The organism is Albibacillus kandeliae (assembly GCF_003116585.1).
GTDB lineage: Bacteria > Pseudomonadota > Alphaproteobacteria > Rhodobacterales > Rhodobacteraceae > Albibacillus > Albibacillus kandeliae.
Genome location: NZ_QEHM01000013.1, coordinates 78,677 through 102,538 on the forward strand (window position 1 = coordinate 78,677; position 23,862 = coordinate 102,538).

Sequence of the window (23,862 nt, forward strand, 5' to 3'; positions counted from 1 at the left end):
GCCGGATTCGGGCGGGTTTTCAGGCCGATTTCTTCATCGTCAGGGTCACCCAGTCGCCAATCTGCTCGCTGTGCTCGGGATTGATCCCGTTCCGGGAATAAACCTCGCGCACGGCCTCGGCCTGATCCGACAGGATCCCCGAGAGAATCGCGTAGCCGCCCGGCCGCAGGTGTTCTGCGACGTCGGGTGCGAGGGCGACCAGCGGACCCTTGAGGATGTTGGCGAAGATCAGATCGTAGGGCGCCGAGCCGCGCAGGGCGTCATGCGCAAAGCCCGCCGCCTGCAGGCAGGTGACCTGACCCGCCATGTCGTTTGCTTCGAGGTTCGCGCGGGCCACGTCCACCGCGACCTCGTCGATATCGCTCGCCAGCATGGTGCGGTCGGGCCAGAGACAGGCCGCCGCCATCGCAAGAACAGCGGTGCCGCAGCCGATATCGGCGACGCGCTCGGCTTCGAAGCCGCCCTCGGCCAGACGGTCGAGCGCGCGCAGGCACCCCAGCGTGGTGCCGTGGTGGCCGGTCCCGAAGGCCATCGCGGCCTCGATCAGCAGCGGCACGGAATCCGCCGGGACCTTGTCGGAGTCATGGCTGCCGTAGACGAAGAAACGCCCGGCCACGACCGGTGCCAGTTCGCGCCGCACATGGGCGACCCAATCGGTTTCCGGCAGTTCCGAGATCACGAAGGGCTTGGCCCCGAAGGCTGCCGCCAGCAGCGCCAGCGCCGCCTCGTCGGGGGCCTCGGTGAAATAGCCGCCGACCTCCCAGAGGCCGGAATCGTCTTCGATCTCGAAGATGCCGACCCCGGACGGCTCCGGTTCGAGACGTTCCATCGCCTCGCCCAGCGCCTGGGCCTGGGGTTTGCCGGTCAAGGTGGTAAGGGCGGTAAAAGTGGGCATCAGCGTCTCCGGAACCTGTCGGGGTTGGCATAGGGACGTGGCGGCGGGAGATCAAGCGGTGGAAGCTGCTTGCGATGCAGGCTCCGCACGAAATGCCAGCCCCACCACCCCGCCAGCGAGCCCACGACGAGGCTGGCGACCGCCTGGGCATAGATCACCCCCTGTGCGCCGAACCACGCGGCCAGCAGCAGTGCCAGCGGCAGGGTCACCACCCCGTCGCGCATCCAGTTGACGAAGGTCGACCGCAGCGCCCGGCCGAGCGCGTTGAAGGCGGCGTTGCTGACGAAGAGCGCGGCGCCGAATACGAATCCCCCTGCCCCGACATAGGCAAAGGCCTGCACCACCTCCGCCGCCTCGGGCGTCAGGCCGAACCCGCGGATCACCAGCGGGCTGGCAAGAATGATGATCAGCCATGCCACCAGCGTGTAGACGAAGCCGAAGAGGATGGCATCGCGGTAGGTGCTGGTCAGCCGGTCGAACCGCCGGGCCCCGTAGTTCTGGCCGAAGATGCCGCCGATCGCGCCCGAGAGCGACATGATCCCTCCGAAGGCCACCACCGTCAGCCGCCCCACCACGGCCCAGCCCGCCACTGCGTCGTCGCCGAACCCCGCCATGATGCGGGTCATCAGGTAGTTGCCCGCCGGGGTGGCCATTTGCGTCAGGATCGCCGGGCCCGCGATCAGTGCGAAGGGCCAGGCGATGCGCCTGAGATCGGCGATGGCGGGTCGCGCCAGCAGGTCATGGATACGGACGGCAAAGTAGAACCCCGCCGACATCATGAGGATGCGCGACAGCGCCACGCCGATGGCGGCCCCGTCGAGGCCCCAGCCCAGCCCGTAGATCATCACCGGGTCGACGATCATCGTCACCAGACCGGGGAAAAGCGTCACGAACATCGACTGGCGCGCCTCGCCATGCGCGCGCAGCGCACCGTTTGCCGCCATGCCGAGCGCCATGAAGACGATGGACGGCACCGAGATCGCGAGATAGCGCGAGGCCAGAGCCGCCGTTTCCCCCGTGGCGCCGGTCAGGGCGACCAGCTGATCGCGCAGGCAGAAGACCGCCAGGGCCACCAGCGCCTGCGCGCCCCCGGCCAGCAGCATCGAGGCCGTCGCATTGTGGCGCGCGGCCTCGTGCCCGCCCTCGCCCACCGCGCGCGAGATCAGCGCCACTGCGGCGATCATCAGGCCGATCCCGATGGAGACCGAGAAGAACTGGATGGCAAAGGCGAACCCCGCCGCAGCCACCAGCCGGGGGTCGCCCAGCTGCGAGATCCAGAAGAGGTTGGCCGCATCCACGACGAAGACGAAGGTGATGCCGGTGGCCCCGGCCATCGTCATGCGGACCACGTGGCTCATGGTGGAGCCGGTCAGGAACCGCCCGCGCAGCTCCGGGTGGGGCGTGTTCGCGCTCAACGGCGGTCTCCGGCAGGGATCGGTGCGGGGCTGGGGCGGGCGTGACGGGTCATGCCCCGCAGGCTAGCGGGGCGATGGTCGTCATGGCGAGCCGAAATCGCCCCGGACGGCCCCTTAGTTGGTCGCTTTCGGACCAAGCGGCGGCGGCGCGGCGCTCAGTAGAAGGTCTGCGGGTCGATATCGACGGCCAGCCGCAGCTCGCCCTTCAGCCGGACCGGCGCGATCCAGCGGGTCAGCGCGTCCTGCAGCGGCGCGCCCTTGGCCGCCTTGACCAGCAGCCGGACCCGGTGACGCCCCCGCACCCGGGCAATCGGCGCGGGCGCCGGCCCAAAGACCTGCGCCCCGATCCGGCGCAGGGCCGCATCGTTGCGGGCCAGCCAGTTGCCGAGGTCGAAGACCTGCGCCACGTCGGGACCGGAGAGGATGATGCCCGCCATGCGGCCGTAGGGCGGCACCCCGGCGGCCTCCCTCGCGCGGGCCTCGGCCCCCCAGAACCCGGCCTCGTCGCCCGAGAGGATGGCGTGAATCACCGGATGCTCGGGCTGATAGGTCTGCAGCAGCGCCTCGCCGCGCCGTTCCGAGCGCCCCGCCCGCCCCGCGACCTGCCGCATCAGCTGGAAGGTGCGCTCGGCGGCGCGCAGGTCCGAGCCCTGCAGCCCAAGGTCGGCGTCGATCACCCCAACCAGCGTCAGCAGCGGAAAGTTGTGCCCCTTGGCGACCAGCTGGGTGCCGAGGATGATGTCGGCCTCTCCGGTGGCAATCTTCTCGATCTCGGCCTTCAGCGCGCGCGCCGAGCCGAACATGTCCGAACTCAGCGCCGCGATCCGCGCCTCCGGGAACAGCGCCGCCGCCTCTTCGGCCAGTCGCTCGATGCCGGGGCCGACCGGGGCCAGCTTGCCCTCCACGCCGCAGGCGGGGCACTCGGTCGGGATCGGCTTGGTCTCGCCGCACTGGTGGCACATCAGCCTCTTGAGAAACCGGTGTTCTACCATGCGCGCGTCGCAGTGATCGCAGCCGATCTGCTGGCCGCAGGCGCGGCAGAGGGTGACCGGCGCATAGCCGCGCCGGTTGATGAACAGCAGCGACTGCTCGCCGCGCTCCAGCCGTTCGGCCATGCCCTTGCGCAGGGTCGGCGAGATCCAGTGGCCCGGCAGCAAGTCTTCGGCGCGCATGTCCACCGCGCGCATGTCGGGCAGCACCGCCGCGCCGAACCGCGCGGTCAGGTCGATGCGGGCATACTTGCCCGCCTCTGCATTGGCCCAGCTCTCGAGCGAGGGAGTGGCCGAGGCCAGCACCACCTGCGCGCCGAGGATCGAGGCCCGCAGAACTGCCATGTCCCGCGCATTGTAGAGAACCCCGTCCTCCTGCTTGTAGGAGGTGTCGTGCTCCTCGTCGACGATAATCAGCCCGAGGTCCCGGAACGGCAGGAACAGCGCCGAACGCGCCCCGACCACCAGCTGCGCGCCGCCCTCGCCGACCATCTTCCAGATGCGCCGCCGCTCGGTCATCGTCGCGCCGGAATGCCACTCGGCCGGGCGCGCGCCAAAGCGGGCCTCGACCCGGGTCAGGAATTCGGCGGTCAGCGCGATCTCGGGGAGCAGCACCAGCGCCTGCCGTCCCTGCTTCAGCGTCTCGGCGACCGCCTCGAGATAGACCTCGGTCTTGCCCGAACCGGTGACCCCCTTGAGCAGCGTGGTGCCGTAGCGCCCGGTGCGGATGGCCCCGCGCAGCTGCTCTGCCGCCGCCTCCTGGTCCCCGGTCAGCGCCTTGCCCGGAAGCGCCGGGTCGAGCACCGGGAACGGCAGGTCGCGCGGGCTGTCCTCTTCGCGGACCGCGCCCTGCTTGACCAGCCCCTTGACCACCGAGGTGGTGACCCCCGCCATCTCGGCCAGTTCGCCCAGCGTGAAGGACAGGCCGCCGTAGTCGCGCAGCACCTCCAGCACCCGGGTACGGGCATCGGTCATGCGGTCGGGCTCGGCGCTGCCAAGCCGGTAGACCTTGCGCATCGACGGCGGATCCCCGAGCCCCGGCGCACGTGTGGCGAGGCGCAGCATGGCCGGCATCGGCGTCAGCGTGTAATCGGCGGCGCGGCGAAGAAAGTCGCGCATCTCCTCGCGCATCGGCGGCGTATCGAGGACACGCGACACCGCGCGGATCTTCGACAGGTCGAAATCGCCCCGCCCCGGCCCCCAGACCACGCCCAGCACCCGGCGCGGGCCCAGCGGCACCTCGACGAAGGCCCCGGCGAAACAGCCCCCTTCCGGCGCGCGGTAATCCAGCGCCCGGTCCAGCGGCTGCGTGGTCAGGACCCCGACCAGCGCGCCCTCTTCGAAGAAGCCGGGCTCGCTCACGCCGGACCCCCGGAGGGAAGGAAGACGGGAAGCTGGATCATGCGACGGTCGAACCACGCTTTCGCGCCCATTGCAAGCGGCGCGCCGGAGCGCCGCGCCGTCCGGTTCCGCTTTCACCCGGGCGGGTCATGCGCTAACAGGGACGCGACCGCAAGCGCCACACCCGATAGGAGGCCCTGATGAAATTCTTCGTAGACACCGCCGACGTCGACGCCATTCGCGAGCTGCACGAGCTCGGCATGGTCGACGGCGTCACCACCAACCCCTCGCTGATCATGAAATCCGGTCGTGACATCAAGGAAGTGACCAAGGAAATCTGCGACATGGTCGACGGCCCGGTCTCGGCCGAGACCGTCGCGCTCGACGCCGAAGGCATGATCGCCGAGGGCCGCGAACTGGCCAAGATCGCCGACAACATCGCGATCAAGGTGCCGCTGACCTGGGCCGGGCTGAAGGCCTGCAAGACGCTCTCGGACGAGGGCCGCATGGTCAACGTGACCCTGTGCTTCTCCGCCAACCAGGCACTGCTGGCCGCCAAGGCCGGGGCGACCTTCATCTCTCCCTTCATCGGGCGTCTCGACGACATCAACCTCGACGGTCTGGAACTGATCGCGGACATCCGCCAGATCTACGACAACTACGGCTTCGAGACCAACATCCTCGCCGCCTCGATCCGCTCGGCCAACCACATGAGCGAATGCGCCAAGATCGGCGCCGACGTGGCCACCGCGCCGCCGAACGTGATCAAGGCGATGGTGAACCATGTCCTGACCGACAAGGGCCTCGACGCCTTCATGGCGGATTGGGCGAAGACCGGTCAGAAGATCCTCTGAGCGGCTGAAGGGGGCGCTGCCCCCGTCGCCTGACGGCGACTCCCCCGGGATACTTGGAACCCAAAGAAGCAGGGCGCGCGCCTGGGCTTCTTTGGGTTCTTAAATATCCGGACACAGGTTGCCGGGCCCGTACAGCGCCGGAGTTACTCGACCGGCGTGCCGCAGATCACGATGACGAGGCCGAAGAGGGCAAGCAGCGCAAAGCGGAGGGCGCGCCCCCGCTGGCCCGCACGATGCGCAGCGGAGGCCGCCACCCCGGACTGCAGGGCGTAGTAGAGCGCGAAGGCGCGCGAGGCGTAGCTAATGATCTCGAAGACATCGAGGGTCCAGGTCATCAGCAGTCCTGCAGCGACCAGCAGGCCGTAGGCGCGTGCCGGTTTCAGTTTCTGCGCTGTCAGTTCCGCGATCAGCCCGCCGGCCCCGCTGGTGTCCGCCACGGCGGCGCTGAACTGGGCCGCGAGGGCCGCAGCGACAAGAATGATGGGCAGGATGGGGGCGACCACGCGGGTCATCTCGATGATGCCGGCCTCGTCGACCTGGGTGCTCTGGTGGTCGAACACGTAGCTGATCAGGCCGATGTAGACCATGTAGATCGCGGCCGAGAGCATCTGGGCCCAGCGCATCGAGGTGATACGGGTGCGCGCGTCATAGTTGGCACCGAGGTAGCGCGAAGTCTCGAAGCCCTGGACCGTCACGATCAGGCCGAACCCCAGTGCGATGCCCTGCCAGAGGCCCACACCGACCGGGTTGATGACCAGCTCGTGGTTCGCGGCCTTGCCAGCAAAGAACCAGGCCAGCCCCACCAGCAGTCCCGCGATGATCGAGAGCTTGATGCCGACGGAGATCATTTCCATGCCCTCGAGCGCCGAGAAGCCCCGGGTCCAGCCGACGGAAAGGATCAGAACGAAGACCGCAGAGGTGACGAGCCGCGCATGGAAGGTGTCGTTCCAGGGTGTAAGATCGACCGCGAAGGCACCGAAAAGATTGAGATAGTAGGCGACCGCGATGGCATAGGCGAAGGCGAGCGCCCAGGAGGAGGCGCCGTCAAGGCGGACCTCGAGCGAGCCCTCGGGGCGATCGTCGGCCCGGTCGGCAATGTTGTAGCGTACGGCGGCTCCGAAGGCCCACGCGACGAGGCAGAGCAGGCCCATGATCAGCGGCGCCCAGGCGCCGTAGAGCGCGTTGAGCACCGGGCCGAGGATCAGGAAGCCGCTGCCGATAATCGAGGCAAGCGGCGTCATCATCGCACGCCATGAGGGAGATTGCGCCAGGCGGGGCATCATGAGCAGCCCGCCGGTGGCCATTACGGCAAGAAAGATTATCACGTTCAACACGCGCGCGACCCTAGTGGAAAAGTGGGGGGACGCCAGATGTAACCTGTCTCCCGCCGTTTCCGGGGGCATGCGCGGCGCCAATGTGTGACGGCAGGGCCATTCCCCGCCCACGGAGGCCCCCCGCGGCAGGTAGGCGTTGACCCGAAGGGGCCTTGCTGGGTACACCCTTCGCAACAAGGGGCCCGCAGAGGCCCTGCCCCGCAGACACCGTCTGAAGGAACGATACGAGGCCCATGAGCAGCAGCCCGGAACTGGAAGAGGCGATCCGCGACGCCATCCTGTCGAAGCCCGACGCGATCCTTGACGACAAGGACGTGATGCATGCGTTGATCGCAGCCAACGAGCGCTCGATGGGCGGCAATATCGTGGACCTGCGCGGCATCGCGATGGACCGGCTCGAATCGCGTCTCGACCGGTTGGAGGACACCCACCGCTCGGTCATCGCCGCCGCCTACGAGAACCTCGCTGGCACCAACCAGGTGCACCGGGCGATCCTGCGGATGCTGGACCCGGAGGAATTCGAGACCTTCCTGCGCGACCTTGGCGGCGAGGTTGCGGACATCCTGCAGGTCGACAAGATCGTTCTGGTGCTGGAATCGGCCGAGGACGAGGAAGACCCCGTGGTGCGGCGCCTGCACACGGTGCTGGCGGTTGCCGAGCCCGGGTTCATCGACGAATACCTGCTGAACGGGCGCATGGGGCTGCCGCGGCAGGTGACCCTGCGCCAGTTGCAGCAGGCGTCGAGCACGGTCTACGGGCCGGCGGCGGACTGGATCCGCTCAGAGGCCTGTCTCAAGCTCGACTTCGGCAAGGGCCGCCTGCCCGGCATGCTGGTGATGGGCTCGGAAGATCCGCATCACTTCGCGCCCAACCAGGGCACCGACCTCCTCTCGTTCTTTGCCGGCGTATTCGAACGCACGATGCGCCACTGGCTCTCGTGAGCCTGGTCTCGCCCGCCTGCCGCGACGCGCTGGCCCACTGGCTGGACACGCGACGCGCGCTGGAGGGCGCGGCCGAGAACACCATCACCGCCTATCGCGGTGACGTGACCGATTTCCTCGCCTTCATGACGCTGCACCAGGGATCTCCGCAGGGGCTGGGCGCGCTGGAACGGATCGGCGTCGCCGACATGCGGTCCTGGATGGCGCGGCTGCGCGGGGACGGGGTTGGCCCGCGTTCACTGGCGCGCAAGCTTTCGGCGGTGAAGAGCTTTTACCGCTGGCTGGCCGAGCGCGAGGGCTTCGAGCCGACCGCCGTGCTGTCGACCCGGGCCCCGAAGTTCCAGAAGAAGCTGCCCCGCCCGCTGGCCGAAGATGCCGCGAAGACGCTGCTTGAAACCGTCGAACTGCAGCACGAGACGCCCTGGGTGGCGGCGCGCGACGTGGCGGTAGTGACGGTTCTATATGGCTGTGGCCTGCGTATTTCGGAAGCGCTGGGGCTGACCGGGGCCGAAGCCCCCCTGCCCGCCACCCTGCGCATCACCGGCAAGGGCGGCAAGGAACGGGTGGTGCCGGTGATCCCGGCGGCGCGGGCGGCGGTGGAGCGCTACCGCGACCTCTGCCCCTATGACCTTGCCGCGGGGGAGCCGCTGTTTCGCGGCGTGCGCGGCGGCGCCCTGTCGCCGCGACTGATCCAGGGCGTCATGGCGAAGACGCGGATGCAGCTGGGCCTGCCCGCCACGGCGACGCCCCATGCGCTGCGTCATTCCTTTGCCACCCACCTGCTTGCGGCGGGCGGTGACCTGCGGGCGATCCAGGAATTGCTGGGGCATGCCTCGCTCTCGACCACGCAGGCCTATACCAGCGTCGACACCGCACGGCTGATGGAAGTCTACGACCGCGCCCACCCGCGCGCCTGACCGGGTTTTTCTTGATCTGAATCCCCGTTGGCCGCAGACTCGCGGCCATTGCGGCACCGCAGTATTTTTCGCGGTCGCGCCGATGCGTTTTAACGAGGACATTTCCGATGGCACAGACCAATGACCCGCTTGCCCCGATCACCGAGAAGCTCGAGCCGCTGCAGACGCGGCTGACCGATTACCTGAAGGTTCTGCTGAAGAAGCTGAATTCGCTGCTCGCGCCGCTGAAGACTGTCGTCAAGGAACTGGTCGGCGCGGCCAAGCAGATCGCCGTGACCGTAGGCAAGGCGGCGGTGGATGCGGTGATCCAGAGCGGCGAATACGTGGTGGAGGCGCTGGATTTCCTCAGGACGGACCTCAAGCAGGCGCTGAAGTTCCTGCGCAAGATGCTCGACATGATCCGCAAGGCCACCGATCCCAGCCGGATCGCGGGCGCGCTGAAATCGCTGATGCTCAAGTTCCTGAACCTGCTGCGCAAGATCTTCTCGACCATCGTCGCCTTCGTGGCGCACCTCGATGTGATCGGCAAGATGGTCGCGGTGTTCAACACCTTCAAGGCGGTGCTGCAGGTCGCCTTTCGCTGGATCGCCAAGCTGACCGGGATAAACGCGGTGGTGAAGAAGGTGCAGACGCTGCTGAAGAAGGTGGTCAAGGAGATGAAGAAGGACGTGAAGGAGGTCACGCGCATGGTCAAGGACGTGGCGAGGCTGAAGGCCGCATGATCCCGGCGCGGCGCGCCCTCCCGGCCGGTCGCGGCGCGGCCACGCTGCCCAGGCAATCCGGCGGCGCACCGGAAATCTCTTTGCATCGCGGGCGCTCTTCCGGCATGTCTGGCGCATGAGCCCACAGTTCAAAGCCATTTGCGTTCACCTGTTCACCGCCACCGGCGCCGTCTTTGCCATGCTGGCGATGCTCGCCGCCGCCGATGCCAAGTGGGATCTGATGTTCCTTTGGCTGGTGGTCGCCTTCTTCGTGGACGGGCTCGACGGCCCGCTGGCGCGGCACTACCACGTCAAGACCAATGCGCCGCAGTTCGACGGTGTGCTGCTCGACCTGATCATCGACTACCTGACCTACGTCTTCATTCCCGCCTTTGCCCTGTTCAAATCGGGGCTGATGGACGGATGGACCGGCTGGGTCGCGATCATCGTGATCACCTTTGCCAGCGCGGTCTACTTCTGCGACACGCGGATGAAGACGCTCGACAACTCGTTCTCGGGCTTTCCCGGCTGCTGGAACATGGTGGTGCTGGTCGTCTTCGCGCTGAAGCCGAACTTCTGGATCATCCTTGTGCTGGTCACCGTGCTGGCCGTGGCCATGTTCCTGCCGTGGAAGTTCATCCACCCGGTGCGGACCGAGCGCTGGCGCGTGGTGAGCCTGCCGATGGCGATTGCCTGGACCTTTTTCGCGGGCTGGGCGGCCTGGGTGGATTTCCACCCCGAGAGCTGGGCGCACTGGGGCCTCGTGGTCACCTCGATCTACCTGATCTTCGCCGGGATCGCGCAGATGCTGATCCCGATGCGGGACCCCGGCTGAGGCCCCCTCAGAACACCTCTTCGATGGTCAGGGCGCGGCCCGCGCGGTTGATCTTGTCGCCCTTCGCCAGCCCTTCGAGCGCGAGGTAGATCGGGCTCTGGGTCGAGATGCCCATGTACTCGGTCCCTTCGCAGGTAAAGCGCGTCGTCGGCACCGCGACGACGAAGTGACGGCCATCCAGAACAACCACCGCCCCGGGGCGCACGGTGTCGGCGGGCGAGAAATCGAGCCCCTCGATGGCGTCGACGCGGGCCTGATGGGTCTGGACCGGGCCGTCGAAGGCAGCGGCGAGATCGGCGTTCTCGCGCGATTCCGCGATGTCCGAATTGTCGTGCCCCTCGCGTCCGCCGAGCGCGGCATCATCGAGGAAGGCGCGGTAGTGTTCCTGCGCGGTGGCGAGTTCGGCCTCTTCGAGCGCGAGAAGGCTGGCCCGGATCGCCTGCTTGGTGGCGGCGCGGTCTTTGCTGTTGGACATGTCGCTGGTTCCTCCCTCTGACGTGGTATCGCTAGGCCCTCCCGCCCGGACACACCTTGATCTGTGTCATGCCCGGCGGGTCAGATCAGCAGGCCCGCCGCCCCTTCGTGCCGCAGCAGGGCGACCTTGGTTTCGACCCCGCCGCGCGCCGAGAAGCCGCCGAGCCCGGTGGCCGAAAGCACCCGATGGCAGGGGATGATCACCGGGATCGGGTTGCCGCCGCAGGCCTGCCCGACCGCCTGTGGCTGAGCGTCGAGGCGGGCGGCGATATCGCCATAGGTCAGCGTCTCGCCGAAGGGGATTGCCAGCATGGCGTCGCAGACCGCGCGCTGGAAGTCCGAGCCGCGCACGCGCAAGGACAGGTCGAAGCGCGTGAGATCCCCGGCGAAATAGGCCGCCAGCTGTTCCTCGGCCCGGCGCAGCAGCGGGGTGTCGTCCTGCGCCGTCACGTCGTCCCATGTCACGCGCACGATCGCGTCGTCCTCGGCGGTGAGGACGAGGGCGCCGACCGGCGTTTCGACTTTGCGTCTTGCCACGGCCATCGCGGGCTTCCGGGTTTGGGTCAGAATTATGAACAGAATGCAGCCTTGGGACGAAGAATGCCAGCAGTCCCGCGCGGCAGTTCAAGACAAAGTCCAGCGATACGCACAATTTTGCCCAGTTTGGCGCGCAATTTCAGGGTCGTGAACCGGTCCTCCTCTGCGCTGCCAACGCATCTCCGGTCACTGTCTGCGACTTCACTTGGGGGCCCACATGGTGGGGCCACGTATCAGGAGAACAACGAATGCTGAAGACACTCGCTGCGGCACTGGTCGTCACTGCCATGACTGCCGTTCCCGCCTCTGCCGACCTGTCCAAGAAATTCGGCCGCGCCAGTTCGGGCAAGCTGAAGATGGGCAGTTCCGACCTGTTGCCGCCGCCGGGCTACAAGGGCCAGTGGTGGACCGCGCCGAACCGCTGTGAATATTCCCGCGCCGGGCGTCCGGGCGAAACCGTCTGGTACCTGATCATCAACACCGCGCACCGCAAGTGCGACGCCTATCTCGTCGAGAAGGGCTTTTCGGACGCCTACTGAGGCCATCCTTTCGCACCGATCGACGCGCCCCGGACCCGGTCCGGGGCGTTCGCGTTCGAGCGGAGCGGTCAGGCGGTGATGGCGGGCGTCAGCCGGATGATCGTGGGCCGCCCCGCGGTCAGCGCCTCTGCCAGCACCGGTCCGATCTCGTCCAGCGAGGCGGGCTGCGCGTAACCCGCGCCATAGGCTTCGGCCAGCTTGGCGAAGTCGGGGTTCTTCTGGGTCACCGCGTTGGGCGCGATCTGGGCCCGCACCATGCTGTCCTCGATCTGCTTCAGCTTGTCGTTGTCCCAGAGGATGATCGGCAGGGTCAGCCCTAGCTCGACCGCGACCGCCAGTTCCTGAATGGTGTACTGGAAACCGTAGTCCCCGGCGATCACCACGGTCGGCTGACCGGGCCGCGCCACCGCGCCGCCGATCCCGGCAGGCAGGGCATAGCCGAGGGTGCCAAAGCCGTAGGGATGGTGCCAGTGGCCGGGGCGGTCCATGTCCCAGACCTCGGTTGCGGTATAGGCGATCTGGGTCATGTCGGAATAGACCATCGCACCCTCGGGCAGCGCGGCCTTCAGGGCCTCGCAGACCGGGACGATGCCCGGATACTCGGCGGACACCTCGCCCTTCCACGCCCGTCGCAGGTCGGCAACCTCGGCCCCTGTCCAGCTGGATGCGGTCGCGCCCTCCAGCCGGTCCGCCAGCGCCGCGAGGAAATCGCCCGCGTCCATGCGCAGCCGGGTGTCGCCGGTGCGGCCATCGGCCAGCACCTCCGGGTCGGTATTGACGATGATCGCGGGTGCGCCGTGCCCCGGATCGGTGCGCCAGAGGTCGACCTCGGCCAGGTCGGTGCCCACGAACAGCAGGCAGTCGGCCGAGGCGAAGACCTCGGCGCTGCCCGGGCGCGCGAGATAGGAGCCGAGGTAGAGCGGATCCTCCGGCGCGACGATGCCGCGCCCGGCATAGGTGGCGAAGGATGCCGCGCCGAGCGAGGCCAGCACCGCGCGGGCGGCCTCTGCCGCGTGGACCGCACCGCCGCCGAAAACCAACAGCGGGCGCTGCGCCTGCGACAGCTGCCGCGCGACCGCGTCGATGGCGGCAAGCCCGGCGGAGGGGGCCGCGCTGGTGGCGGGGACATCGCCCTGCCCCGGTGCAAATGCCTCTGCCTCGCCCTCCAGCGCCGAGATGGTCACCGAGAGATGCTTGGGCCGCCGCCGCTCGGTCGCGAACTCCACCAGCGCCCGGTCGATCATCCGGTAGGCGGCATCGGCGGTCCTGACCTCTTCGGACCAGTCGCAGACTGTCGCCCCGGCCAGCCGCTGATCGCGCATCTGGTGCAGCTGGCCGCGCCGGGCCGAAGTCTCGTCCAGACAGGAGGAGATCACCAGCAGCGGCACGGAATCGGAGTAGGCCTGCCCCATCGGGGTCATGATGTTGCAGAGCCCCGGGCCGGTGATCACGTAGGCCACGCCGGGCCGCCCGGTGGCACGCGCATAGCCGTCGGCCATGAAGCCCGCCCCCTGCTCGTGTCGCGCGAGGACATGGGTGATGCCGGCCTCTTCGATCCCGCGGTACATTTCCTGATTGTGCACGCCGGGAATGCCAAAGATCACGTCGACCCCACGGTCCTTGAGCATATGGGAAATCTGAACGCCCAAGGGGCGTTTCTGCTTGGTCGCCGGCATTGTCAGGCTCTCCAGAACGATAGTGTAAAGATGACGTAGACGGCCAGCACCTCCAGCCGTCCGACCAGCATCGCCGCCGACAGGATCCACTTGGCGCTGTCGTTCAGCGTGCTGAAGTTGCCCGCGGGCCCGATGATGTCGCCCAGGCCCGGGCCGATGTTGGCAATCGCCGTTGCCGCGCCCGAGACCGCGGTGGTCATGTCGAGCCCGGTCAGCGCCAGCGCCCATGAAAAGGCGCCGAGGCTGACGACGAAGAAGACGAAGAACGAGATCACCGAGCTCATGGTCTCGGCATCCACGGGGCGGCCGGCGTAGCGCGGTATGAACACGCCATGCGGGCGGCGGATGCGCTGCATCTGAACCTTGATGGAGGCGAAGAGCAGCTGGTAGCGGAAGATCTTGACCGAGCAGGCGGTGGAGCCTGCGCAGCCCCCGATCAGGCCGATGAAGAAGAACAGCGAGATCAGGAACGGGCCCCAGCCCATGTAGTCGACGCTGGCATAGCCGGTGCCCGAGATGATCGAAGTGATGTTGAACAGCGCCTCGCGCAGGGATTTTTCCCAGTGGTGGGGAAAGATGGTGGTCAGCACGGCCGTCATCACCGCCACCAGCACCGCGATGGTGATGAGAAAGCCGCGCACCTGCACGTCTTCCAGCAGGCTCTTGGGGCGTCCGTTGATCAGCTGCACGTAGCGCACGAAGGGCAGCGCGGCGAGGATCATGAAGACCGAGGCCACGTATTCCATCGGCCCCGAGAACATCGCGAAGGAGGAATCGTAATTGGCGAATCCGCCGGTCGAGACCGTGGTGAGCGCATGGACCGTGGCGTCGAAGATGTTCATGCCGAGTGCTGCGTAGATCAGCAGGCAGGTCATGGTGAGGGTCAGGTAGATGCCCGAGATCTGGCTGGCGATCGAGGCCGCGCGGGGCAGGATCTTTCCCATGGTATCAAAGGCTTCGCTGCGGAAGATCTGCATCCCCCCGACCCGGAGCTCGGGCAGGAAGACCATCGCGACCACGATGATGCCGATGCCGCCCAGCCATTGCAGGATACCGCGCCAGAGCAGGATGCCCTTGGGCAGGTAATCGAGCCCGGTGATCACGGTGGAGCCGGTGGTGGTCAGGCCCGACATCGCCTCGAAATAGGCGTCGGTGAAATCGAGCTGGGTCACCCCCAGCATGAGGGGCAGAGCGCCGAAAACCGGCAGCGCGGCCCAGACACCGGTGGTGAGAAGGAAGGTCTGCTGGATGGTCAGCCCGGACTGAACGCTGTTGGAACAGCTCACCGCCACCCCGCCGCCGATCAGGATCGTCAGCACTCCGCTGTGCAGGAACACCCGCCAGTGCCCATTGCCGTGAGCAATGTCGACCAGCATCGGCAGGAACATGGTCGCGCCGAGAATAGCGGCCAGCAGGCCGATGACATATCCGACAGGGCGCAGGTCCATCATGGGCAAGGCTTGGCGGGGCTCCGGCGTCCTGTCAAGCAGGAGAATGGCCTGCCGTGGCGCCGCCTAGCGCAGCTCGCGTTTCTCGATGAAGTGGCCGTAGAGCGTGGTCAGAACGGAGAGGCCGATCAACAGGTTGAAATAGCCGACGAGCACCTGCACGCTTGCCTTTGCCACCGGCGGCGCGACCAGTCCTTCTGCAACGAAACTGAGTACGAACTGCAGTACGAGGAACGGCACCAGCGCCAGCGTGCTGCCCCGCGTCCGAAGCCATGCATCGCGCAGGGTGAGCGGCTTGTTCATTGCGGCAGCCGGGAGGATGACTGCCACGCGGTAGAGCACGAAGCTCGCCGGGATGACGATGACGTACTGGTAGAGCGCCACTGACTGGGGCGTTCCCCCCGAAGAGGCGACGCCAGCGGCCAGCACCATGATCGGGAGAATGATCACGATCAGGCTCACCAGGATCAGCCGCAGCGCTGCCTTGACATAGAGCCAGACGAGGGCCCCGTCCCAGACTGGCAGAAGCGCGCCCGGGCGTTCGTTCAACAGGCCATAGCGATGCCAGGACACAGCGACCCAAGAGCCGACAAGAGTGGCGATGATGACGGCGAGGACCACGAACAGGATCACTGAACCGGCGCTTTCCCGGGCCATGGGATTGAGGAACAGGAGAAACCCCATCGCGGCGAGACACAACAGCAACAGCAGGTAGGGAATTATGGTGATGCGAATTGTGGTCCAGATATCGTGGAAAAGCATGGCAAACGCATGCCGAAGAATCTTAATTCCCAAGTCGAAATTCCCTTTGCTGCACAAAGCAACAAAACAGATCGAAAATAGGCACGCAACATGAATTCATTCGCGACCCTTGGGCCGCAAATGAAAGTTCCAATCTTAAGAGGTCAGTTACCCCGCGTGCACCAGCGTCGAGAACAGCCGCGGGTCGAGGCTGTTGGAGGCGAAGGTGTCGCCCTCGACCAGCACCGACACCGCGTCGTGGCTGTGCAGGCTTTCCTGGTGGCTGGCCACGATCCGGAAGTCTCCGATCCGCGCATCCGCCTGAAGTTGCTCGCAGAACAGACGCGCCGCATCCTCCACGAAGATCGGGTTGGCGGCGTTCAGCTCGGCAAAGGCCTGTTCGTCCTCGCGCTTGACCATGACCTGCGTCTCGGTCGGCACCGCGCGGCGGCAGAGTTCGATCAGATCCTCGAACCAGAGGCACTGCGCTTCGCAATCCACCTCGACCGAAATACGCGCGACCGAGCGTTGCGAATGCGGCGTGGCCAATTGGCCGCGATAGGCGCGCGCATGTTCCGACAATTCCAGCGAACAGGGACAGGTCGAGGAATAGACGTAATCCAGGTGCATGATCTTCTGACGCACACCGGCGGTTTCGGCCAATTCCAGCGTGATATCGTAATACTGGTATCCGGACAGGCCCGAGCGCAGGCTTTCCACCCGCATCGGGAAGGAAAACCGCATCTGGATGCGCGCGTCGAAGCTCTCGAGGTCGCTCTTGTAGTCCTCCAGCGCCGACTCGATCACCTCGAAGCTGAAGGTCCGGTCTGCATGCGCGTAGAAGCTGCGCATGATCCGGCTCATGTTGATGCCCTTCTTGTCCGCCTCAAGGCTGACCGTGCCGGTGACCGAGGTCTCGAGCGTCAGGTCACCGTCGTCGCGGGTGTGGAAGCGGATCGGCAGGCGGAAGTTCGAGATGCCCACGTGCTGGATCTGCTGCTTGGCGCCGCGGATCAGGCTCGACGGGCCGTTCTGCAGATCGGGCAGGCTCGCCTTGTAGGCGTCGTCCACCTTGAAATCCTCGGGATAGTCGCGCGACAGCGGCGGGTAGTTGCTCGGGCTCCGGCCCGGAAGCAGCCGCGCCAGTGCCGGGTCGAGCTGGTTCAGCTCGAGGTCGCTCGCCGTCGCCGCCCAGGCGCGCAGCACGCGCAGGGCCTCGGCCGCATCGTCGCGGTCCGGCTGTCCGTTCAAAGCGGGCGTATGAATGTTCATGGCATGTTCCTCGCGCGTCTCGGGCTTAATGTAGGGCCTGCGCCCCCGGTTTCCAATGACATTATCACTACGCGGAAAGGGCGGGACCGGATCACTCCGCCCGCCCTATCTTCTTTCGCCGAATACTCAATTCCGAATCCTGCCGCAGGTATGCCCCTGCGGCAGGGCGTGGCCATCAGAGCGCGGCCGCCGCGTCGAGCGCCTGACGCAGGTCCGCCAGCAGGTCGTCGGTGTCCTCGATGCCGATGGAAATCCGCACGAGGCCGGGGGTGATCCCCAGTGTCACCTTCTGCTCGGGCGACAGGCGCTGGTGCGTCGTCGTCGCCGGGTGAGTGGTGATCGACTTGGCATCGCCGAGGTTGTTCGAGATCAGCACAACGTCGAGCGCGTTCAGGAAGGCGAAGGCCGCCGCCTGCCCGCCCTTGATGTCGAGCGAGATCATGGTGCCGCCACGGCCCATCTGGCGCAGGCAGAGCGCCTTTTGCGGGTGGCTGTCCAGCGTCGGGTAGAGCACCTTGTTCAGCCCTGGGTGCCCTTCGAGCGCCTGAGAGATCAGTTCCGCCGAGTTGGTCTGGGCGTTGACCCGCAGGCTCAGCGTCTCGAGGCCCTTCAGCATCAGCCATGCGTTGAACGGGCTCATCGAGGCGCCGGTGTGCTTGAGGTAGGGCTCCAGCGTCTTGCGGATGAATTCGCGAGTGCCCAGCACCACGCCGCCCAGCGCCCGGCCCTGCCCGTCGATGTGCTTGGTGGCCGAGTAGACGACCACGTCGGCGCCCTGTTCGATGGCGTTGGAATAGACCGGGGTGGCAAAGACGTTGTCCACGATCACGGTGGCCCCGACCGCATGGGCCAAATCAGAGACGCCCGCGATGTCGACCACTTCCAGCGTCGGGTTCGAGACCGACTCGAAGAACACCGCCTTGGTGTCCGGGCGGATCGCCGCCTTCCACTGGTCGAGGTCGGTGCCGTCGACGAAGGTCACTTGGACCCCGAAGCGGCCGAGCACGTCCTCGAGGATGTAGAGGCAGGACCCGAACAGCGCGCGGGCCGAGACCACGTGATCGCCGGATTTCAGAAGCGAGGTCAGCGCGCCGTTGACGGCCGCCATGCCCGACGCGGTGGCAAAGGCGTCTTCCGCCCCTTCCAGCATCGCGATGCGCTCTTCGAACATGCGGACGGTCGGGTTGCCGTAGCGGGCATAGATGAATTCGTCGTCGCCCACCTGCTGAAAGCGCGCCTCGGCGGCTTCGGCGGTGTCGTAGACAAAGCCCTGCGTCATGAAGATCGCTTCGCTCATCTCGCCGTACTGGCTGCGGCGGGTCCCGCCGTGAACGGCCTTGGTGCGTTTTTTCCAGTTATCGCTCATGTCATTTCTCCTGGCCCGTGCCCCCGGGCGCGAACAAAAAAACCCCAGACGCGGTCAAGCGAAAGGGGCCTTTCATCCTGACCTTTTAGCGGAATGTTTTTCGTGGCCCGCAATCCGGTAACAAATCGCCCACGCTTGAGGCGTAAAACCTCAACTTTCAAACACTTAAGGCCGTAAAACCTTGTACGACTGGTTACTTTCACACTTCGGTTTGCCGTTATTTTCTTGCTTTCCCGATCTTTCGCCACCCATGTTATGCCCCGAAGGCATACCTTCATACTCGAGGCATACCAAAGATCATGGGACTGAATGGGCACTATCGCAGAACGCAAGCTCGCCAACGGCCGCACGGCCTATAAGGCCCAAATCATTATCAAACGCAAGGGCGAAGCTACCTACCGAGAATCACGGCAGTTCCCAAGGCGTTCCACCGCCAAGGCGTGGATGGACAGGAGGGAGAAGGAGCTACGCGCTCCCGGCGGCATCGAGGCGGCACGCGGAACTCGGAAGACGCTGGCCGATGCGATTGACCAATACATTGACGACCACAAGAAGGCCTATGGCCGCTCCAAGGCCCAAGTATTGCAGCGCCTTAAAGAAATGCCTATTGCCAGCATGCCCTGCGAAGAGATCACTAGTCAGCTCCTGGTCGAACTGGCGAAGGAGATTGGGGAAGAGCGCGCCGCATCGACGGTTGGCAACTATCTCTCACATCTCGCGCCAGTCTTTCGCATGGCGCGCCCAGCCTGGCAGATTGATCTGGACCCGGCCGCCATCAACGACGCTTTGATTGTCTGCAAACGCCTTGGGCTTATCTCAAAGTCGAATCGGCGCGACCGGCGGCCGACTATGGACGAACTCGACAAGCTCCTGACCCACTACCAAGACAGCGCCGCGCGTGGCCACATGCCCATGAACAAGATCATTCCGTTCGCGATATTCTCGACCAGGCGGCAAGACGAGATCGTGCGGATCCGCTGGCAGGACCTGGACACAGCCCACAGCCGCGTCTTGGTCAAGGATATGAAGAACCCGGGCGAGAAGATCGGCAATGACGTCTGGTGCGAGCTCCCCGCCGAGGCCCTGCAGATCATCGAAACCATGCCTAGGGCCGGAGATGAGCAACCCATCTTCCCTTACCGAGCCAACAACATTTCCGCCTCTTTCATACGCGCCTGCGCATTGCTCGGCATCGAGGATCTGCGCTTCCACGACCTGCGACATGAGGGAGTGAGTCGCCTATTCGAGATGGGCCGGACCATCCCCCAGGTCGCAAGCGTCTCGGGCCATCGAAGCTGGCAAAGCCTGCAACGCTATAGCCACATCCGCGCGACCGGTGATCGGTTTAAAGGGTGGAAGTGGCTTCAAGAGATCGCGGCCTGAAATGCTCGTTCTCTCTATCACCTGCTACTGCGGGCACACCGCCGAAGTCGAATGGTCTGACAACCGATCGACACTAAGGGACTACGTGCTGCCCCGCGCGAGGTGCGCGCGTTGCGGCAAGCTGGGCGCTGAAGACATGCGAGTGATCTGGATTGCCGCGCCATCCTTGAGGACCTCAAAGCGCTCGAAGCGGCCGGCGGCCGCAATGAGCTTGGCAGACCACTAATCGCAAGCAACGGAAATGGCTCTCGGAGAACTTGGCGCCGCCTCACCCGTCACTTACGACCTAGAGCCGACATTCGCATGGGAAACCGCTCATATCCGTTCTCGCTAAATTTCGCGCGTTCGGACCATCGCCTTGAAAACCTAGAATGGTGGATCGGCCATCAGCGCTAGGACATGCATTCTCTGAACTTCGAAAAACCTATGCAGCATAGCGTGAGAGGATTATGGGTATGGCCGACCAACTTATGACCGATAGAGATAGACCCTAATATCATTCGACCAATACGGCTTTCCTACCGACGAAATTATGTCGCGTTCATCCAACCACCTGACAAGTTCACTGTTTTCATCAGTCCTCTTGAGAGTGGGGCGTGCATGCCCCGTTTGGATTTTCGAGTATGGGTAGGGAAGCTGCCCCAAGACCTCACGAACTTCTTTTTTGTCTAGCCTTTTGTGAAGGAGATTGAGTAGCCGGACTTGCGTGCTCACAGGCTCTGCGCTCACGATGATCGCCTTGGCAATATCTGCCGTGAGTGAAGGTAACTCACCATTTGTCCGCAAGAGGATTGGACCAATAATGCCAGCGCGCTTAGGAAGACTGGGAAGAGCGCTCAAATCCATCAAAGCGATTAGAGCCCGCTTCTCGTCGTCCGAGATATCAGCGGCAAGCAACCTCTCACGGAAGTCATCGTCAATCGGATACGAACTGGGGTCGCGAAGATAGCAAGCGATGTTCTGAACAACGAACACCGTCTGAAGACCAATCTCGCCGTCAAGTGCGGCTAAATTCTCAACATTGAACGTAACGCGACCCTCCTCAATAATTATTCGACGCTTGCTGCCGCTAATAGCATCGGGGAACCTCTTAAATTCTTTTGGAAGTATCTGGACATATTCACGATAGACGGAGTCCGCTAGACCCTCCGCATCGATGAGGAACCTACGAAGAGGGAATGCTTCTTTAGCTTCTGGCACCGGAGCTTCCAGAAGAGTGTGACGGACTTTGTCATCGGCAAAGAAGGCGATCAGTGTGTCGCCCTCGAAGTTCTCAGATCGAATGAAGGCGAGACAGTTGGACCACGTAGGAGCAATCTGCTTCCCGCGGATCATCATAGCATGATAGCGAGTAGGCACTTCTTCCAGTGTCGGCAAAAGCTTGGTTTGTCGTAAAACGAACGTTTCGACATCGCTGGCTTCGAGTTCATCGTGAGACATTACTGCCAGTATCGCCTCGATATCCTCCTCATCGTCCTCAACCATTCCTAACAGAACATTCATGAAGTACGTTGAAAAATGACTTTCTACCCGGTCGACGAGAGGTTCGGCTCTGGAGCCGCGAACCCTCGAGTAGTGCCGCTTACGTAAGTTTGGGCCAGATTCTTCTCCAAGGATAGAACCAAAAATGTAGTCGAAATTTGCTTCGTTGAGGCGGTACTGGCCAAGTTCATACAGTTTTCGCGCAATGTGCGGATATCTGTCGATCGCAGCCAAGTCCTTTGTCTCAATCCGCAACTCTTCTAGTTTGACCGGATCCAGGCCCTCCAAGAGGTCGAGAATGTCCCGAAGATTGTCAGCCGCGAATGTCCCTAGTTTGGGGTGGTCCTGGCGCTCGCGAGCCAACATGGCCGGTGGAAGATTTTCGATCAGGCCGGCGATATGCATGGTAGCGGACGAGCTCTTAATGGCCGCCGGTACGAAACCACGCCACGCGCCGACGAGCTGCCTCATGAACTCACCAACGTGCGATCCCGTCGCGTAATACGATTCGAAAAACTCCTGCTGGTTCGGGAACTCGTTCGCAAGGTGCGCGTAGACCTTCCCGAGCCGTTCCTTATACTCCTCCTTCTCCAACAGCGTGTCGACGAGCCGGACGTTCAGTGCGTAATCGAGTCCGAAATCGTCCTCCCTCATTTCCGCAATCACTTCGCTTGGGTGGTCGATCGGGAAAAGAGGCTCAGGTGTTTGAAAAGCCCTGATCTGTATCAAGAACTTGTTATCATTTGGGGAAAGTCGGCCGGAGTGGAACAAGGAGGTGTACTGGTAGTAACTATCATCGAGATACCCTTCCAGAAGCAAGAAGCGGGCAAGCTGGCCGCCGTCGCCAAGATTCTCGAGGAGTCCGTCGACTTCTTGCTTACTGGACCGAAGCAAAACGTTGAATTTGCTAGTCCTGATTGCTTTGATCTCGCTTCTCAGTTCGGCGATTCTCCGATGCGATGCCTTCGTATGTGTGCCCGCGTTATACTCGACACTTCGCGCCCGTTCGGAATAACTTGCTCCATCTCCGATACTTTTTAGGAAGGCTGAATTATCGTGATTACGCCGACCTCCATTGAAAATTTGGCAAGAAAGGGTTGGGGCCATTAGGATCTGCTCGATATCTTCGCGCTCAGATAGTCTGTTGATCGAAATGTGCTCTTGTGCAGTTCTCCCCACTCCAGTAACATTTTGCGGCAGAGTCTCAAGAAGGGACATCGCGTACATTCTTCTGAGTTCGCGCAGATCTTTAGAAACCTCCCTTTCTGCCATTTCGATCTCCCTCTCAATCTCAGAGATCTCAGAACGACAGTTTCGTTCAAGCTCCGCAATAAGTTCATCTTTACGTCCCAGAACTTCGGCGAGACACCCTTCTCCGCGATGTAACCGCTCGAAATCCCTAGGATATACATTCTTATACATTAGAACGGCGAGAAGCTTCGTAGCATCAAGCATACTCTCACCTTCGGCTTCCAGATTGGCGACGTAAATCACGTACTCGTTGAAAATATTATGGATCAACCGGAGATCACTCAGGTAGCGGGACACTTCGCGCAAGAACTGCGGATCGAGCCTGCCGTCCAGATCCAGTCGCTTGCCCTGTGCAAGCACCATGTCAATAGAGTTCGAGCTGTTAATAATGGGAATGACAGGGATGATGAATTCAAAGAACTTGGTTCGATCGGTGTTACTGAACATGTCGTCGCGTAGCGCGTAGAGGAATCTGACGCGGCGTTTGACGCCAACATTGCCGTTCACGAGACTATTTATTTCACGAAGGGTGACGAAGATATCGGAATCCTCAAAGCGATCTAGATCCTCCACAATAACGAGGTCGTAGCGCGTCGATTGAAAGAAGTACACAATCTCGTCTAAGTGTCGATTAAGGATCGATTCCTGATCATCCGAAGACGGTCGTATCTCGATGTCCTTCAATGAAATGCTTTTGAGCGACACGCCGAAGCTGGCGACGTAGAAGTGATGAACCGCAGACCAGAGAAAGATCAGCGCGAACACAGCCACGGAAATACCTAGCGCGTTCGTGCCTTCAAGGGATTCAAAATATGATCCCTCAAATATCGCGGCGCGATTATGGAACACATGCCAAACAGCAAGCATCCCGATAAGTATGTAGAGCGATCGGAAGATCGACAAAAATCCAGGCGATTGAATACGCTTAAAACGCGAAAGCGGCAGCTTGTCTGCATCTGCACCATAAAGCAGTTGCTGAAGGATACTCCGCTCAATCTCCTGTTTTTTGACCTTGCGCTGGTCATTCCCTACTTGTTGGTCACCCCCGGCATCCGGTAGGAAGGCGGCGAGAGAGATGTTCAGGGCTGGGCGGGGATAGGACTTCAGGAACGAGCGAATGATACTGCTCTTGCCAGAGCCATAGGGTCCCGTAAGCGCGATATTGGTTACGTCCAAACTATCGGTTGCGAACTTCAATGCAGCTGAGTACACGCCTGCCTGATCAGCCTCATCGGTTGGAGCGAGATTGACGAACTTTTCAGGCCCAATGGGTGAATCGGATATTATGTTTAATGCTTTTGCTATTACCAAGAGCTTACCGAGTACGTAATGGCCGATTCTAGAAGGACTGGAATTCATAACGGACTGTCTACCATGACTCAATTTTCACCCCAATCGCGTGCGGTACCTGGGCGGCCACACGCGGTAAGGGTCGAATGTTCGCAGTGGTGCCGAATGCTTGATTTTCGCA

At 63.5% G+C, this 23,862-nt stretch carries 19 protein-coding genes and 1 riboswitch; of the genes, 7 read left to right on the forward strand and 12 right to left on the reverse strand.

What is annotated here, in order from left to right; translation table 11 throughout:
- Positions 1 to 19: 19 nt before the first annotated feature.
- From DDT93_RS24255 to DDT93_RS24265, 3 genes are all read right to left on the reverse strand, one after another.
- On the reverse strand, positions 20 to 895 hold the full coding sequence (locus DDT93_RS24255) for a 50S ribosomal protein L11 methyltransferase (RefSeq protein WP_109468504.1): 876 nt from the start codon (positions 893 to 895) through the stop codon (positions 20 to 22).
- Positions 895 to 2,310: an MATE family efflux transporter gene (locus tag DDT93_RS24260; protein ID WP_232825558.1), complete on the reverse strand. Its 1,416-nt coding sequence runs from the start codon at positions 2,308 to 2,310 to the stop codon at positions 895 to 897. The genes DDT93_RS24255 and DDT93_RS24260 overlap by 1 nt, the downstream gene beginning before the upstream one ends.
- 155 nt (positions 2,311 to 2,465) lie before the next feature.
- A complete protein-coding gene (locus DDT93_RS24265) occupies positions 2,466 to 4,661 on the reverse strand; it encodes a primosomal protein N' (protein ID WP_109468505.1) in 2,196 nt (731 codons plus the stop codon).
- A gap of 179 nt (positions 4,662 to 4,840) precedes the next feature.
- Between DDT93_RS24265 and fsa the strand changes: the two genes are divergently transcribed.
- Positions 4,841 to 5,494: a fructose-6-phosphate aldolase gene (gene fsa / locus DDT93_RS24270; protein WP_109468506.1), complete on the forward strand. Its 654-nt coding sequence runs from the start codon at positions 4,841 to 4,843 to the stop codon at positions 5,492 to 5,494.
- 143 nt (positions 5,495 to 5,637) lie between these two features.
- Here the strand turns inward: fsa and DDT93_RS24275 are convergent, their stop codons facing one another.
- Positions 5,638 to 6,828: a hypothetical protein gene (locus DDT93_RS24275; RefSeq protein ID WP_109468507.1), complete on the reverse strand. Its 1,191-nt coding sequence runs from the start codon at positions 6,826 to 6,828 to the stop codon at positions 5,638 to 5,640.
- Between the two features lie 233 nt (positions 6,829 to 7,061).
- Here DDT93_RS24275 and DDT93_RS24280 point away from each other — a divergent pair, with 233 nt between their 5' ends.
- The 4 genes from DDT93_RS24280 (at position 7,062) to DDT93_RS24295 (ending at position 10,222) form a co-directional block, all read left to right on the forward strand.
- Positions 7,062 to 7,769, forward strand: a complete 708-nt coding sequence (locus DDT93_RS24280) for a DUF484 family protein (RefSeq protein WP_109468508.1) — start codon at positions 7,062 to 7,064, stop codon at positions 7,767 to 7,769.
- Positions 7,766 to 8,686, forward strand: coding sequence for a tyrosine recombinase XerC (locus DDT93_RS24285; RefSeq protein WP_109468509.1), 921 nt, complete (start codon positions 7,766 to 7,768; stop codon positions 8,684 to 8,686). Before DDT93_RS24280 ends, DDT93_RS24285 begins: the two co-directional genes overlap by 4 nt.
- A 107-nt stretch (positions 8,687 to 8,793) precedes the next feature.
- Positions 8,794 to 9,408, forward strand: coding sequence for a hypothetical protein (locus DDT93_RS24290; RefSeq protein ID WP_109468510.1), 615 nt, complete (start codon positions 8,794 to 8,796; stop codon positions 9,406 to 9,408).
- Between the two features lie 115 nt (positions 9,409 to 9,523).
- Entirely contained in the window at positions 9,524 to 10,222 is a 699-nt protein-coding gene (locus tag DDT93_RS24295) for a CDP-alcohol phosphatidyltransferase family protein (RefSeq protein WP_109468511.1), read from the forward strand.
- 7 nt (positions 10,223 to 10,229) lie between these two features.
- Here DDT93_RS24295 and DDT93_RS24300 read toward each other — a convergent pair whose 3' ends face one another.
- Both DDT93_RS24300 and DDT93_RS24305 read right to left on the reverse strand, forming a co-directional pair.
- Positions 10,230 to 10,697, reverse strand: coding sequence for a hypothetical protein (locus DDT93_RS24300; RefSeq protein ID WP_109468512.1), 468 nt, complete (start codon positions 10,695 to 10,697; stop codon positions 10,230 to 10,232).
- 80 nt (positions 10,698 to 10,777) lie between these two features.
- Positions 10,778 to 11,233 (reverse strand): methylated-DNA--[protein]-cysteine S-methyltransferase, encoded by a 456-nt coding sequence (locus tag DDT93_RS24305; RefSeq protein WP_232825559.1) that lies wholly within the window; start codon positions 11,231 to 11,233, stop codon positions 10,778 to 10,780.
- A gap of 248 nt (positions 11,234 to 11,481) precedes the next feature.
- Here DDT93_RS24305 and DDT93_RS24310 point away from each other — a divergent pair, with 248 nt between their 5' ends.
- Complete coding sequence (locus DDT93_RS24310; protein ID WP_109468514.1) at positions 11,482 to 11,772, forward strand: hypothetical protein; 291 nt, start codon at positions 11,482 to 11,484, stop codon at positions 11,770 to 11,772.
- Positions 11,773 to 11,840: 68 nt separating this feature from the next.
- Here DDT93_RS24310 and DDT93_RS24315 read toward each other — a convergent pair whose 3' ends face one another.
- The 5 genes from DDT93_RS24315 to metZ all read right to left on the reverse strand — a co-directional run bounded on the left by DDT93_RS24315 (position 11,841) and on the right by metZ (position 18,275).
- Complete coding sequence (locus DDT93_RS24315) at positions 11,841 to 13,448, reverse strand: thiamine pyrophosphate-binding protein (protein WP_232825560.1); 1,608 nt, start codon at positions 13,446 to 13,448, stop codon at positions 11,841 to 11,843.
- A gap of 2 nt (positions 13,449 to 13,450) precedes the next feature.
- Positions 13,451 to 14,899: a TrkH family potassium uptake protein gene (locus DDT93_RS24320; RefSeq protein ID WP_109468515.1), complete on the reverse strand. Its 1,449-nt coding sequence runs from the start codon at positions 14,897 to 14,899 to the stop codon at positions 13,451 to 13,453.
- Positions 14,900 to 14,962: 63 nt separating this feature from the next.
- A complete protein-coding gene (locus DDT93_RS24325) occupies positions 14,963 to 15,658 on the reverse strand; it encodes a hypothetical protein (RefSeq protein ID WP_109468516.1) in 696 nt (231 codons plus the stop codon).
- A gap of 147 nt (positions 15,659 to 15,805) precedes the next feature.
- A complete protein-coding gene (gene folE2, locus DDT93_RS24330) occupies positions 15,806 to 16,909 on the reverse strand; it encodes a GTP cyclohydrolase FolE2 (protein WP_109468517.1) in 1,104 nt (367 codons plus the stop codon).
- Positions 16,910 to 17,084: 175 nt separating this feature from the next.
- Positions 17,085 to 18,275, reverse strand: coding sequence for an O-succinylhomoserine sulfhydrylase (metZ, locus tag DDT93_RS24335; RefSeq protein WP_109468518.1), 1,191 nt, complete (start codon positions 18,273 to 18,275; stop codon positions 17,085 to 17,087).
- 65 nt (positions 18,276 to 18,340) lie between these two features.
- Positions 18,341 to 18,418: riboswitch (SAM riboswitch) on the reverse strand.
- A gap of 166 nt (positions 18,419 to 18,584) precedes the next feature.
- Between metZ and DDT93_RS24340 the strand changes: the two genes are divergently transcribed.
- The gene (locus DDT93_RS24340) at positions 18,585 to 19,658 is read left to right on the forward strand and encodes a site-specific integrase (RefSeq protein ID WP_109468519.1); all 1,074 of its coding nucleotides are present in this window, start codon (positions 18,585 to 18,587) and stop codon (positions 19,656 to 19,658) included.
- Positions 19,659 to 20,126: 468 nt separating this feature from the next.
- On the opposite strand, the gene DDT93_RS24350 is transcribed toward DDT93_RS24340, so the two are convergent.
- Positions 20,127 to 23,750: a YobI family P-loop NTPase gene (locus DDT93_RS24350; RefSeq protein ID WP_157960281.1), complete on the reverse strand. Its 3,624-nt coding sequence runs from the start codon at positions 23,748 to 23,750 to the stop codon at positions 20,127 to 20,129.
- Positions 23,751 to 23,862 lie beyond the last annotated feature (112 nt).

Excerpts from the sequence above, each read along its gene's own strand:
- DDT93_RS24255 (WP_109468504.1), bottom strand. The coding sequence starts at position 895 with ATGCCCACTTTTACCGCCCTTACCACCTTGACCGGCAAACCCCAGGCC.
- DDT93_RS24290 (WP_109468510.1), top strand. The coding sequence starts at position 8,794 with ATGGCACAGACCAATGACCCGCTTGCCCCGATCACCGAGAAGCTCGAG.
- fsa (WP_109468506.1), top strand. The coding sequence starts at position 4,841 with ATGAAATTCTTCGTAGACACCGCCGACGTCGACGCCATTCGCGAGCTG.
- metZ (WP_109468518.1), bottom strand. The coding sequence starts at position 18,275 with ATGAGCGATAACTGGAAAAAACGCACCAAGGCCGTTCACGGCGGGACC.
- DDT93_RS24295 (WP_109468511.1), top strand. The coding sequence starts at position 9,524 with ATGAGCCCACAGTTCAAAGCCATTTGCGTTCACCTGTTCACCGCCACC.
- DDT93_RS24310 (WP_109468514.1), top strand. The coding sequence starts at position 11,482 with ATGCTGAAGACACTCGCTGCGGCACTGGTCGTCACTGCCATGACTGCC.
- DDT93_RS24315 (WP_232825560.1), bottom strand. The coding sequence starts at position 13,448 with ATGCCGGCGACCAAGCAGAAACGCCCCTTGGGCGTTCAGATTTCCCAT.
- folE2 (WP_109468517.1), bottom strand. The coding sequence starts at position 16,909 with ATGAACATTCATACGCCCGCTTTGAACGGACAGCCGGACCGCGACGAT.
- DDT93_RS24280 (WP_109468508.1), top strand. The coding sequence starts at position 7,062 with ATGAGCAGCAGCCCGGAACTGGAAGAGGCGATCCGCGACGCCATCCTG.
- DDT93_RS24325 (WP_109468516.1), bottom strand. The coding sequence starts at position 15,658 with ATGCTTTTCCACGATATCTGGACCACAATTCGCATCACCATAATTCCC.
- DDT93_RS24320 (WP_109468515.1), bottom strand. The coding sequence starts at position 14,899 with ATGATGGACCTGCGCCCTGTCGGATATGTCATCGGCCTGCTGGCCGCT.
- DDT93_RS24350 (WP_157960281.1), bottom strand. The coding sequence starts at position 23,750 with ATGAATTCCAGTCCTTCTAGAATCGGCCATTACGTACTCGGTAAGCTC.
- DDT93_RS24300 (WP_109468512.1), bottom strand. The coding sequence starts at position 10,697 with ATGTCCAACAGCAAAGACCGCGCCGCCACCAAGCAGGCGATCCGGGCC.
- DDT93_RS24340 (WP_109468519.1), top strand. The coding sequence starts at position 18,585 with ATGGGCACTATCGCAGAACGCAAGCTCGCCAACGGCCGCACGGCCTAT.